This window comes from Pseudomonas sp. R3-52-08 (assembly GCF_003851745.1).
Taxonomy (GTDB): domain Bacteria; phylum Pseudomonadota; class Gammaproteobacteria; order Pseudomonadales; family Pseudomonadaceae; genus Aquipseudomonas.
Window position 1 is genome coordinate 33,026 of the sequence record NZ_CP027730.1, and the last position, 11,283, is coordinate 44,308.

The following is an 11,283-nucleotide window of genomic DNA, read 5'->3' on the forward strand; positions in this document are numbered from 1 at the left end:
CATGCTCAAGAAAGCACTCGCACAAAACGGTTTGATCGCGATCCTGCGCGGTGTGCGTCCGGACGAAGCCCAAGCTGTCGGCCAGGTGCTGTACCAGGCCGGTTTTCGCGTGATCGAGGTGCCGCTGAACTCGCCGGACCCCTACACCAGCATCCGGACCCTGCGCGACAGCCTGCCCGCCGATTGCCTGATCGGTGCCGGTACGGTGTTGACGCCCGAGCAGGTCGAGCAGGTCAAAGCCGCCGGCGGCCAAGTGATCGTCATGCCGCACAGCGATGCCAAGGTATTGCGTGCGGCGAAAGCGGCGGGCCTGTACCTGTCACCGGGCGTGGCCACGCCGACCGAGGCCTTTGCCGCACTGGCCGAAGGCGCCGACGTGCTGAAGCTGTTTCCGGCCGAGCAAATGGGCCCGGCGGTGATCAAGGCGTGGCTCGCGGTATTGCCGGCGGGCACGTTGTTGCTGCCGGTAGGCGGTATCACCCCGGACAACATGCAGGTATTCACCGACGCCGGTGCCAAAGGCTTCGGGCTGGGCTCGGGCTTGTTCAAGCCGGGCATGTCCGTGGAGCAGGTCGCGAGCCGCGCCCAGGCGTATGTCGCAGCCTGGAAAGCCCTGAGCTGATTTCAAGTTCCGCGCCTGCTGGCGCCGCATCTACAAGAGAGATAACAGATGAAAATCACCAAACTGACGACCTTCATCGTCCCGCCGCGCTGGTGCTTCCTCAAAGTCGAAACCGACCAGGGTGTCACCGGCTGGGGTGAGCCCGTGGTTGAAGGTCGCGCCCACACCGTGGCCGCTGCCGTCGAAGAATTATCCGACTACCTGATCGGTAAAGACCCACGCAATATCGAAGACATCTGGACCGTGCTCTACCGCGGCGGTTTCTACCGCGGTGGCGCGGTGCACATGAGCGCCCTCGCCGGTATCGACCAGGCGTTGTGGGACATCAAGGGCAAGGCCCTGGGCGTTTCCGTCAGCGACCTGCTGGGTGGCCAGGTGCGTGACAAGATCCGCGTGTATTCGTGGATCGGTGGCGACCGCCCGGCAGACACTGCCCGCGCCGCCAAAGAGGCCGTGGCTCGTGGTTTCACTGCGGTGAAAATGAACGGCACCGAAGAGCTGCAGTTCGTCGACAGCTTCGAAAAAGTCGACCTGGCCCTGGCCAACGTCGCGGCGGTACGCGATGCGGTCGGCCCCAACGTGGGCATCGGCGTCGACTTCCACGGCCGTGTGCATAAGCCGATGGCCAAGGTGCTGATGAAGGAGCTGGACCCGTACAAGCTGATGTTCATCGAAGAGCCGGTGCTCAGCGAAAACTACGAGGCCCTCAAGGAACTGGCACCGCTGACCAGCACCCCGATTGCCCTGGGCGAGCGCCTGTTCTCGCGCTGGGACTTCAAGCGTGTGCTCAGTGAAGGCTACGTCGATATCATTCAGCCGGATGCGTCCCACGCCGGCGGCATCACCGAAACCCGCAAGATCGCCAACATGGCCGAAGCCTACGACGTGGCCCTGGCCCTGCACTGCCCGCTGGGCCCGATTGCCCTGGCGGCCTGCCTGCAACTGGATGCGGTTTGCTACAACGCCTTTATCCAGGAGCAAAGCCTGGGCATTCACTACAACGAGAGCAACGACCTGCTCGACTATGTGCGCGACCCCGGCGTGTTCGATTATGACCAGGGCTTCGTGAAGATCCCCAACGGCCCGGGCCTGGGCATTGAGATCAACGAGGAATATGTGATCGAGCGGGCGGCCATTGGTCATCGCTGGCGCAACCCGATCTGGCGCCATGCTGACGGCAGTTTTGCCGAGTGGTGATTTCCAACTGAAAGAACAGGGTCAAAAAATGTGGGAGGGGGCTTGCTCCCGATAGCGCAGTGTCAGGCGACACTTTGGCGGCAGGTTCACCGCTATCGGGGGCAAGCCCCCTCCCACATTTGATCCGGGTTCTTCAGTCAGCCCTGTTTTCAGACCTCAATAAACATAAAAAGAGGCACCTCCCATGCAACCTGAATCCCTTACCGGACAGGCTTCCTTAGTCACGCCTAGCCGAAAGCGCTTCTTCATCATGGTGCTGCTGTTCATCACCGTGGTGATCAACTACCTCGACCGCAGCAACCTGTCGATTGCCGCCCCTGCGCTGACCAGCGAGCTGGGCATCGACCCGGTCCATGTCGGGCTGATTTTCTCGGCGTTCGGCTGGACCTACGCCGCCATGCAGATTCCTGGCGGCTGGCTGGTAGACCGTGTGCCTCCGCGCATTCTCTACACTGCGGCCCTGCTGCTGTGGTCGATCGCCACCGTCATGCTCGGCTTTGCCGCCAGCTTCATCGCCTTGTTCGTGTTGCGCATGGCCGTCGGCGCCCTGGAAGCCCCGGCCTACCCGATCAACAGCCGGGTTGTGACCACCTGGTTTCCCGAGCGCGAGCGCGCCACGGCGATTGGCGTCTACACCTCCGGGCAGTTCGTCGGGCTGGCGTTCCTCACGCCCGTGCTGGCCTGGCTGCAGCATGCGTTCGGCTGGCACATGGTGTTCGTCGCCACCGGTGGTGTCGGCATCCTATGGGCGGTGATCTGGTATGCGGTGTATCGCGAGCCCAAGGATTTCAAAGGCGCCAACGCGGCGGAAATCCAGTTGATCCGCGACGGCGGCGGCCTGGTGGATATGCAGGCGCAAGCGACCAAGGCGCCATTCAGTTGGGTCGACCTCGGCATTGTGCTGAGCAAGCGCAAGTTGTGGGGCATCTACCTGGGGCAGTTTTGCCTGAACTCGACCCTGTGGTTTTTCCTGACCTGGTTCCCGACCTACCTGGTGAAGTATCGCGGGATGGACTTCATCAAGTCCGGCCTGCTGGCCTCGCTACCGTTTCTGGCGGCGTTCGTCGGCGTGCTGTGCTCGGGGATTTTTTCCGATTGGCTGATTCGCCGGGGCGCCTCGGTGGGCTTTGCGCGCAAGTTGCCGATCATTGGCGGGCTGCTGATTTCCACCGCGATCATCGGCGCCAACTACGTGGACTCCACAGCCTGGGTGATAGCCTTCCTGGCGCTGGCGTTTTTCGGCAACGGCCTGGCGTCGATTACCTGGTCGCTGGTGTCCACGCTTGCCCCCGCACGTCTGTTGGGCCTGACCGGTGGCGTGTTCAACTTCATCGGCAACCTGTCGGCCATTGCCACGCCGATCGTGATTGGTTTTCTCGCCAGCGGTGATTCGTTTGCGCCAGCGATTACCTACATTGCGGTGCTGGCGCTGCTTGGGGCACTGTCCTATGTGTTACTGGTGGGCAAGGTCGAGCGCATCGAGCTTTCCTAGCGCAAGAGCCAACACAGGCGCGCTTACCGACGAGCGTTACGCACGCCTTGCGACAGCGCCGCGCAATGGCTCAATACGCCATCGATCGCTTGCTGGTCGCTGCTGGCGTTGGCGATGTGATCGATCAGCGCAGAACCCACCACCACACCGTCCGCCAGGCGCGCGATGGCCGCCGCTTGCTCCGGTGTACGGATACCGAAGCCGATGCTGATCGGCAGGTCAGTGTGACGACGCAGGCGGGCGACGGCCTCCTCAACGTGTTCCAGGGTCGCGGCGCCGGCACCGGTCACGCCGGCGACCGACACGTAGTACACAAAGCCGGAGCTGCCATTGAGTACGGTCGGCAGGCGCACATCGTCAGTGGTCGGGGTGGTCAGGCGGATAAAATCGATGCCAGCGGCCTGGGCCGGATCGCAGAGCTCGCCGTTATGCTCGGGCGGCATGTCGACCACGATCAGGCCATCGACCCCGGCCTCCTTGGCGTCGGTAATGAACTGCGGCACGCCGTATTTGTGGATCGGGTTGAAGTAACCCATCAGCACCAGTGGCGTGTCGTTGTTGTCCTTGCGGAACTCGCGGACCATCTGCAGGGTTTTCGCCAGGTTCTGCCTGGCTTCCAGCGCACGGATGTTGGCCAACTGGATCGCCGGGCCATCAGCCATCGGGTCGGTGAAGGGCATGCCCAGCTCGATCACGTCGGCGCCTGCGGCGGGCAAGCCTTTGAGGATGGCCAGCGAGGTGTCATAACCCGGGTCGCCGGCGGTGACGAAGGTCACCAGGGCGGCGCGGTTTTGTTCTTTCAGCTGTGCAAAGCGGGTGTGCAGGCGGCTCATCAGTGTTTCTCCTGCTGGGTGGTTTGCATATGGTGCATCACCGTCTGCATGTCTTTGTCGCCACGGCCGGACAGGTTGACCACCATCAGGTGATCGGCAGGCAAGGTCGGGGCGCGCTTGAACACTTCAGCCAGGGCGTGTGCGCTTTCCAGCGCGGGAATGATCCCTTCCAGGCGGCAGCATTTGTGGAAGGCGTCGAGGGCTTCATCGTCAGTCACCGAGGTGTACTGGACGCGGCCGATGTCGTGCAACCAGGCATGTTCAGGGCCGATGCCGGGGTAGTCCAGGCCTGCGGAAATCGAGTGGGCGTCGATGATCTGGCCATCATCGTCCTGCAGCAGGAAGGTGCGGTTGCCGTGCAGTACACCGGGTACCCCGCCGTTGAGGCTGGCGGCGTGCTTGCCGGTTTCGATGCCGTGGCCGGCCGCTTCAACGCCGATGATTTCGACGCTGGTGTCATCCAGGAACGGGTGGAACAGGCCCATGGCGTTGGAGCCGCCACCGATGCACGCCACCAGGCTGTCCGGCAGGCGGCCTTCCTGGGCTTGCAGCTGGTCGCGGGTTTCCTTGCCGATGACGGCCTGGAAGTCGCGGACCATGGCCGGGTACGGGTGCGGGCCGGCCACGGTACCGATCAGGTAGAAGGTGCTGTCGACGTTGGTTACCCAGTCGCGCAGGGCTTCGTTCATGGCGTCTTTCAGGGTGCCGGTGCCGGCGACCACCGGGATCACCTCGGCGCCCAGCAGCTTCATGCGGAACACGTTGGCCTGTTGGCGCTCGATGTCGGTGGTGCCCATGTAGATCACGCATTGCAGGCCGAAACGCGCGGCCACGGTGGCGGTCGCCACGCCGTGCATGCCGGCGCCGGTCTCGGCGATGATGCGTTTCTTGCCCATGCGCCGCGCCAGCAGGATCTGGCCGATGCAATTGTTGATCTTGTGCGCGCCGGTATGGTTCAGCTCTTCACGCTTGAGGTAGATCTTGGCGCCGCCGCAGAACTCCGTCAGGCGTTCAGCGAAGTACAGCGGGCTTGGGCGCCCGACATAATCGCGCTGGAAGTAGGCCAATTCTTCGTTGAACGCCGGATCGATCTTGGCGGCTTCGTATTCACGGGCCAGCTCAAGGATCAACGGCATCAGCGTTTCAGCGACGTAGCGGCCGCCAAACGCGCCAAACAGGCCGTTGGCGTCAGGGCCGTTGCGCAGATCGGTCTGGGACTGGGTCATGGGGCGCTCCAGGAAAGAATGGGTGTAGAGAACAATGAGGGCCACTCTACCCCTGCCGCTCCCGGCTGAAAACCGATAAGATCGCCGCAACCTGTCAGGAAAACTCACAGATGAGTCGAGACCTTCCGCCGCTCAACGCGCTGCGCGCGTTTGAAGCCACCGCCCGCCTCGGCAGCGTCAGCCAGGCGGCAGAGCAATTGCACGTCACCCATGGCGCAGTCAGTCGCCAATTGAAAGTGCTGGAAGAACACTTGGGCGTCAGCCTGTTCGTCAAGGATGGGCGCGGCCTTAAACTCACAGATGCCGGGGCCAGGCTGCGCGATGTCAGTGGCGAGGCGTTTGAGCGTCTGCGGGATGTTTGCGCCGAACTCAGCCAAAACAGCGCTGATGCGCCGTTTGTGCTTGGTTGTTCAGGCAGTTTGCTGGCGCGCTGGTTTATTCCACGCTTGGGACGCTTGAATGCGGACCTGCCGGACTTGCGTTTGCACCTGTCGGCAGGCGAAGGCGATCTGGACCCGCGACGGCCAGGGTTGGACGCCCTGCTGGTATTCGCCGAGCCACCGTGGCCAGCGGATATGCAGGTGTATGAGTTGGCAAGCGAGCGTATTGGCCCGGTGATGAGCCCGCGATTTGCAGGTTACGCGAGCCTGCTTCACGCGCCCGCTGCGGCCTTGTGTGGCGAAGCGCTGCTGCATACCACGTCACGTCCGCAGGCCTGGCCGAGTTGGGCCCAGCAACACGCAATCGATCCCGGCGCGCTGAAGCTCGGCCAGGGTTTTGAGCATTTGTATTATTTGCTGGAAGCGGCGGTTGCAGGGCTGGGTGTGGCAATCGCGCCGGAGCCGCTGGTGGCAGAGGACCTGCGAGCGGGTCGCCTGGTGGCGCCATGGGGCTTCAGTGAAACCCCGGCGCACCTGGCGTTGTGGCTACCCAAGCGCGCCGCAGACGGGCGCGCCGGGCAATTGGCGCAGTGGCTCAAGGCTGAGCTGGGGCGCCAACCGGTTTAGTCGCCGCGTTTGCACAGCAGGTAAGCCGCCAGCAGGCCCAGAGCACCTACAGCGACGCCGGCTGTGGTCCATGGGTGCTCTTGGGCGTAATCCCGAGTAGCAACACCGGTTTCGCGAATTTTGACTTTGCTTTCTTCATAGGCATCGCTGATCAGGTGGCGAGAGTGCTTGAGGGCATTCTCGGCATTGCTTTTCAGGGCCTTCAGCGTTTTGCGCGACTCATCGGATGCATCATCCTTGAGGCTCTCAAGGGATTTGAGCAGGCTCGAAATCTCGGCTTCCATGCTTTCCAGCGACGCTTTGCGTAAAGAAGTGTTGGCCATGTGGACATCTCCTGAAGTGATTGAGTGGCATGTGTAGATACCGACTGCGGCGGTTTCGGAAAGTGCATTAAATCTGAACTTTCGTAGCCGAGCGGTCGCCTCAAGCAGTACGAATATTCACTGCTAGTCTTGATTGACGACCTACAGGAGAAACACCATGAGCGAACATCACACCTACAAGAAAGTCGAATTGGTGGGCTCATCCACCACCACCATCGAAGATGCGATCCAGAATGCCCTGGCCGAAGCCAGCAAAAGCCTCAAGCATCTGGAATGGTTTGAAGTGACTGAAACCCGTGGGCATATCGAGAATGGCAAGGTTGCGCACTATCAGGTCACCCTGAAGGTGGGATTCCGAATTGCCAGTAGTTGATCGGGCGCGTGGAACTTTGATCGCTGGCCGATTGCCATAACCTGCGCTACATACAATGGGTGCCGACGTCATAGGCGTCGGCACGCTCTTTTCGACCAGCGCAAGGAAAGTATCGGATGAAGAAGTTTCTGTTAGCGGTAGGTTTGTTGAGCATCGCCGGCACGGCCCTGGCGGCGGGCAAGCCTTGTGAAGAGCTGAAAAGCGAAATTGCAGCGAAAATCGACGCCAAGGGCGCTTCGGGTTATTCGCTGGAAGTGGTGGACAAAGGCGCAGCCGCTGATGGCAAGGTAGTCGGCAGCTGTGACGGCGACACCAAGGAAATCGTCTACAAGCGCGGTTAAGCCCGTGTTGCAGACCTAAAAACCGACGCACTTGTGGCGAGGGAGCTTGCTCCCGCTGGAGTGCGCAGCGCTCCCTTTTTGGGGCCGCTTCGCAGCCCAGCGGGAGCAAGCTCCTTCGCCACAGGCGCGTCGGTTTTTTTTGCCCGGAGTTCAGCCCTTCATCAACTGCGCCAGCAGTTCGTAGGAATGAATCCGGTCGGCATGCTCGTACAGGTCGCAGGTAAAGATCAGTTCATCAGCGCCGGTCTGCTCGATCAGCACCTCCAGTTTGGCGCGGATCTTCGCCGGGCTGCCTACCATCGCCAAGCCGAGGAAACTGCCGACCGCGTCTTTTTCGTGGGGCAGCCACAGGCCGTCCATGGTTTTGACCGGTGGCCGCTGCACCAGGCTCTGCCCACGCATCAGTGCGAGAATGCGCTGGTACACCGAGGTGGCAAGGTAGTCAGCTTGTTCATCGGTGTCAGCGGCCACCAGCGGAATGCCAAGCATGACGTAGGGCTTTTCCAGCACGGCCGAAGGCTTGAAGTGATTGCGGTACACGCGAATCGCCTCATGCATCAGGCGCGGTGCGAAATGTGAGGCGAACGCGTATGGCAAGCCACGTTCACCGGCCAATTGCGCGCTGAACAGGCTCGAGCCCAACAGCCATACCGGCACGTTGGTGCCGGTGCCCGGTACCGCAATCACCCGTTGGTCGGGCGTGCGTGGGCCGAGGTAGGCCATCAGTTCGGCCACGTCTTCAGGGAAGTCGTCGGCACTGCCGGAGCGTTCACGGCGCAGGGCGCGGGCGGTCATCTGGTCGGAACCGGGCGCACGGCCCAAGCCCAAGTCGATACGGCCGGGGTACAAGCTTTCCAGGGTGCCGAACTGCTCGGCAATCACCAGCGGCGCATGGTTGGGCAGCATCACCCCACCGGAGCCGACACGGATAGTCGAGGTGCCCCCGGCCAGGTAGCCGAGCAACACCGACGTGGCCGAGCTGGCGATACCGTCCATATTGTGGTGTTCAGCCACCCAGAAACGGTTGTAGCCGAGTTTTTCCACGTGCCGGGCAAGGTCCAGGGAATTGCGCAGCGATTGCGCCGCACTGCCGTTGGCGCGAACGGGCACCAGGTCGAGGGTCGAGTACTTAACGTCGGACAGCGATTTCATAGCCTGCTTCTCCAATGGGGGCGCAGGCTTCTCAGACGAACCAAAACCTGCCGCTTCATGTGCATGTTCTATGCAATGAGGGCATATACCCGAGATTCAATAGCAGGCATGAAATTTCCTACCTGAATGGTAGGTTTTTCTGACAAGGTGAACTTTGCCACGGTGTCTATCCTCAGAACCTTACTGACGCAAAACTACCGTTCGAGGAGAAAGCTATGAGTATCGTTAAAAAGGCATCCGCGCATTGGGAAGGCGATCTGAAGACTGGCCTGGGTTCCATTTCCACGGAAACTGGCGTGCTGCGCGAGGCGCCCTACGGCTTCAAGGCCCGTTTCGAAGGCGGCAAGGGCACCAACCCTGAAGAGCTGATCGGCGCGGCCCACGCCGGCTGTTTCTCCATGGCCTTTTCCATGATTCTCGGCGACGCGGGCCTGAAGGCTGACAGCATCGACACCCAGGCCGAAGTGAGCCTCGACCAGGTCGAGGGTGGTTTTGCGATTACCGCCGTGCATCTGGTTCTCAAGGCCAAGATCCCAGGCGCCAGCCAGGCGCAGTTCGACGAACTGAGCAAAAAGGCCAAGGAAGGGTGCCCAGTGTCCAAAGTGCTGAACGCAACCATCACCCTGGATGCCACACTGGTTAACTGACACACCCTCCATGTGGGAGGGGGCTTGCCCCCTGCCACATTTAGTTTTGCGTTAAATCAGAACTCGTATTTCATAGATGTGGTCCTATAGCCTATGCAGCCTAGGCGCACACTCGTGCGCATGCATTCAGGGAGCTTCACACATGAAACGTTTTGCCTTGGCAATCATCTGCGGTGTATTGGCCACTTCGGCCGTGGCCGCGCCAAAAGATTGTGAAGAGCTCAGGAAGGAAATCGAAGTGAATATCCAGGCTAAGGCGATCCCGTCGTACACCCTGGAAATCATCACTGCCGAAGAAGCCAAGAACCACGACAGCGCCATGATTGTTGGTTCGTGCGAAAACGGCACCAAGCGCATCCTCTACCAGAAAAACAACGACTGATCAGATGCAGTTCACACTGCGCTCCTCGGCCAGCAACTGACGCGCCGAGTCATACAGGCGGATGTTGGGGGTGAAGGCCAGTGAGCGACCTTCCAGTACGTAGCGTTGGCCAGCCTGGAAATGGTCGTACTGCAAGGTCATGAAGCAGGTTCGATACATCATCTGGCTGAGCCCCCCCAAGCCACCGCCGGCGGGCACTTCGAAATCGAAGCGCACCATCAGTTCGTGGGGGCCGGGCGGCATTTGGAAAAAGCGCCCGTCGTCGAGGTTTTTCCCGTCCAGCCGCTGGGCCATGACCAATTTGGAGCCCGGTGTCGGCGTGGTGAAGTCTACCCAGGCCTGCTGCGGGTCGACTGGCGGGATGGGCGTCAATGCGCAAGCGCTGAGGAACAGGGCGGCAATGGGATACAGAAGCTGGCGCATGGCAGGTACTCAACGCGAGAAGATAGTTTGAGTATAAACACGCCATCGTGTGGAACATTCAAATTCACTTCAAACGTATCAGTCTGGCGCACACATCACCCAGGAGCAGTCGCGGCATGATCAGGCGTTTTCTTCCGGGGTTGATCGCGGTGCTGCTCAGCGGCTGCTCCAGCGTCAGTTACTACAGCCAGTTGGCAAGTGGCCAGTGGCAGCTGCTGCGGGCGCGGGAACCGGTGGCCGAGGTCATCGCCGATCCAGCCCGTCCTCAAGGGTTGCGCGAGCATCTGGTGCAATCCCAGAAAGCTCGCACTTTCGCCAGCGAACACCTGCACTTGCCCGACAATCAAAGTTACCGGCTCTACGCCGATATTGGCCGACCCTATGTGGTCTGGAATGTCTTCGCCACGCAGGAATTTTCTCTATCGCCTGAAAACCACTGTTTCCCCATCGCTGGTTGCGTCGCCTACCGCGGCTATTACAGCCAGGGCGCGGCACGCGGCGAAGCGGCATTGCTGCGCCAACAAGGTATGGACGTGTCGATTGGCGGCGTCGAGGCGTATTCCACCTTGGGTTGGTTCAACGACCCGATCATCAGTTCGATGCTGCACTGGGGCGATGAGCGCCTGGCCACGTTGATCTTCCATGAGCTGGCGCATCAGCGCTTCTATGTGAAGGACGACACCGAATTCAATGAGTCATTCGCCAGCTTCGTCGAGCAGGAAGGTACTCGGCAGTGGCGTGCTTCCCGTGGCCTGGCGCCGCTGAGCGATGGGACGCTGCAGCAGCGTGACCAGTTCATTCGCCTGGTTCTCGATACCCGCAAACGCCTGGAAACCCTCTACGCACAGCCCTTGGCGCGCGAAGCCATGCGCCAGGCCAAGGCGGCGGAGTTCGAACGCCTGCGCCTTGAGTACCGACAGATGCGCGACAGCCAGTGGGGCGGTGACAAGCGCTATGACGCGTGGATCAACCAGCCGATGAACAACGCACGGCTGTTGCCTTTCGGCCTATATGACCAATGGGTGCCGGCGTTTGCAGCATTGTTTCGGCAGGAAGGCGGGGATTGGGTCAGGTTTTATCAGGCGGTGCGCGCATTGGGCGGTTTGGCTTCGCAAGAGCGCAAGATTCGTTTGAGGCAATTGATGAACGAATATCAGGGGATGAATGCGCAGAGCACGTTTGACGCGAGCAGATACAAGTAATATCTACATATCCCACCGCTCTGAGACGCGCTCATTAGAGTTTCCTGACCTTTACAGCGTCAG

Annotated in this window: 14 protein-coding genes; 9 read left to right on the forward strand and 5 right to left on the reverse strand. The window is 60.9% G+C overall.

What is annotated here, in order from left to right; all coding sequences use genetic code 11:
* The first annotated feature begins 1 nt into the window (after position 1).
* The 3 genes from C4J91_RS00155 to C4J91_RS00165 all read left to right on the forward strand — a co-directional run bounded on the left by C4J91_RS00155 (position 2) and on the right by C4J91_RS00165 (position 3,311).
* Complete coding sequence (locus C4J91_RS00155) at positions 2–622, forward strand: 2-dehydro-3-deoxy-6-phosphogalactonate aldolase (protein WP_124360601.1); 621 nt, start codon at positions 2–4, stop codon at positions 620–622.
* Between the two features lie 48 nt (positions 623–670).
* Complete coding sequence (dgoD, locus tag C4J91_RS00160; RefSeq protein ID WP_003170741.1) at positions 671–1,819, forward strand: galactonate dehydratase; 1,149 nt, start codon at positions 671–673, stop codon at positions 1,817–1,819.
* A gap of 184 nt (positions 1,820–2,003) precedes the next feature.
* A complete protein-coding gene (locus tag C4J91_RS00165) occupies positions 2,004–3,311 on the forward strand; it encodes an MFS transporter (protein WP_124360602.1) in 1,308 nt (435 codons plus the stop codon).
* A gap of 23 nt (positions 3,312–3,334) precedes the next feature.
* Here the strand turns inward: C4J91_RS00165 and trpA are convergent, their stop codons facing one another.
* Positions 3,335–4,144 carry a tryptophan synthase subunit alpha gene (gene trpA, locus C4J91_RS00170; protein WP_124360603.1) on the reverse strand — a complete coding sequence of 270 codons (810 nt, stop codon included), beginning with the start codon at positions 4,142–4,144 and terminating at the stop codon, positions 3,335–3,337.
* Positions 4,144–5,370 (reverse strand): tryptophan synthase subunit beta, encoded by a 1,227-nt coding sequence (gene trpB, locus C4J91_RS00175; protein WP_124360604.1) that lies wholly within the window; start codon positions 5,368–5,370, stop codon positions 4,144–4,146. Before trpB ends, trpA begins: the two co-directional genes overlap by 1 nt.
* Before the next feature lie 110 nt (positions 5,371–5,480).
* Between trpB and C4J91_RS00180 the strand changes: the two genes are divergently transcribed.
* Positions 5,481–6,377, forward strand: coding sequence for a LysR family transcriptional regulator (locus C4J91_RS00180; protein ID WP_124360605.1), 897 nt, complete (start codon positions 5,481–5,483; stop codon positions 6,375–6,377).
* Here the strand turns inward: C4J91_RS00180 and C4J91_RS00185 are convergent.
* Entirely contained in the window at positions 6,374–6,700 is a 327-nt protein-coding gene (locus C4J91_RS00185; protein ID WP_003170746.1) for a YqjD family protein, read from the reverse strand. The genes C4J91_RS00180 and C4J91_RS00185 overlap by 4 nt on opposite strands.
* 157 nt (positions 6,701–6,857) lie before the next feature.
* Here C4J91_RS00185 and C4J91_RS00190 point away from each other — a divergent pair, with 157 nt between their 5' ends.
* On the forward strand, positions 6,858–7,073 hold the full coding sequence (locus C4J91_RS00190; RefSeq protein WP_057725727.1) for a dodecin: 216 nt from the start codon (positions 6,858–6,860) through the stop codon (positions 7,071–7,073).
* 116 nt (positions 7,074–7,189) lie between these two features.
* On the forward strand, positions 7,190–7,414 hold the full coding sequence (locus C4J91_RS00195) for a DUF1161 domain-containing protein (protein ID WP_124360606.1): 225 nt from the start codon (positions 7,190–7,192) through the stop codon (positions 7,412–7,414).
* A gap of 150 nt (positions 7,415–7,564) precedes the next feature.
* On the opposite strand, the gene C4J91_RS00200 is transcribed toward C4J91_RS00195, so the two are convergent.
* Entirely contained in the window at positions 7,565–8,566 is a 1,002-nt protein-coding gene (locus tag C4J91_RS00200) for an LLM class flavin-dependent oxidoreductase (RefSeq protein ID WP_124360607.1), read from the reverse strand.
* Between the two features lie 215 nt (positions 8,567–8,781).
* Between C4J91_RS00200 and C4J91_RS00205 the strand changes: the two genes are divergently transcribed.
* Positions 8,782–9,213 (forward strand): OsmC family protein, encoded by a 432-nt coding sequence (locus C4J91_RS00205; protein ID WP_124360608.1) that lies wholly within the window; start codon positions 8,782–8,784, stop codon positions 9,211–9,213.
* 142 nt (positions 9,214–9,355) lie between these two features.
* Positions 9,356–9,595 (forward strand): DUF1161 domain-containing protein, encoded by a 240-nt coding sequence (locus C4J91_RS00210; protein ID WP_124360609.1) that lies wholly within the window; start codon positions 9,356–9,358, stop codon positions 9,593–9,595.
* On the opposite strand, the gene C4J91_RS00215 is transcribed toward C4J91_RS00210, so the two are convergent.
* Positions 9,596–10,018, reverse strand: a complete 423-nt coding sequence (locus C4J91_RS00215) for a hypothetical protein (protein WP_124360610.1) — start codon at positions 10,016–10,018, stop codon at positions 9,596–9,598.
* A 116-nt stretch (positions 10,019–10,134) separates the two neighbouring features.
* Here C4J91_RS00215 and C4J91_RS00220 point away from each other — a divergent pair, with 116 nt between their 5' ends.
* The gene (locus C4J91_RS00220; protein ID WP_124360611.1) at positions 10,135–11,220 is read left to right on the forward strand and encodes an aminopeptidase; all 1,086 of its coding nucleotides are present in this window, start codon (positions 10,135–10,137) and stop codon (positions 11,218–11,220) included.
* The last annotated feature ends 63 nt before the right edge of the window (positions 11,221–11,283 follow it).